Origin of the sequence: Bacillus cereus group sp. N6 (assembly GCF_016483705.1) — a bacterium.
In the GTDB taxonomy this organism is placed as follows: Bacteria; Bacillota; Bacilli; order Bacillales; family Bacillaceae_G; genus Bacillus_A; species Bacillus_A wiedmannii.
Genome location: NZ_JAEHBI010000189.1, coordinates 1 through 684 on the forward strand (window position 1 = coordinate 1; position 684 = coordinate 684).

A 684-nucleotide genomic window follows, 5' to 3' on the forward strand; every position below is an offset into this window, starting at 1 on the left:
CATTATGACAAATGTCACACGCAATCAAATTCTTAATATTTTAGCAGCTTTAGTCACAACAACTTCCGCTGTTTCAGGCGGAGGCGGTGTCGGGCCTACAGGACCAACGGGAGCTACTGGTGCAATCGGGCCTACAGGACCGACGGGTGCAACTGGAGCAATCGGGCCTACAGGAGCCACAGGCGCAACTGGAGGTACTGGTGGTACTGATCCTACTGTGGTAAATAATATTTATGTAGCAAATTATATGTCTAATAACGTTTCTGTTATTGCTGGTACGCCCAATCATGTCATTATGACTATTTCGGTTGGGTATCGTCCATGGAATATTGCTGTTAATGATACAACAAATCGAATTTATGTTACCAATTATGAAGCAAATACAGTATCAGTAATAGATGGAACAAATAATGGTGTCATTGCTACCGTTTCTGTTGGAACTAATCCTAGAGGAATAGCAATTAATGAATATACAAATCGAGTTTATGTTACTAATCATACGGCTAGTACAGTATCTGTAATAGATGGATCAAATAATGGAGTCATTGCTACTATTTCTGTTGGAACAAGACCTATTGGTATAGGAGTAAATAAACTTACAAATCGAATTTATATAGCAAATCAAAATTCTGATACTGTTTCTGTAATAGATGGAACGAATAATGGAGTCATTGCTACTATTTC

Annotated in this window: 1 protein-coding gene; it reads left to right on the forward strand. The window is 38.5% G+C overall.

The window, feature by feature from the left end; all coding sequences use genetic code 11:
• Positions 1 to 684: YncE family protein (locus JDS99_RS30840; RefSeq protein WP_199696487.1), on the forward strand; the 684-nt coding region annotated here is incomplete at both ends.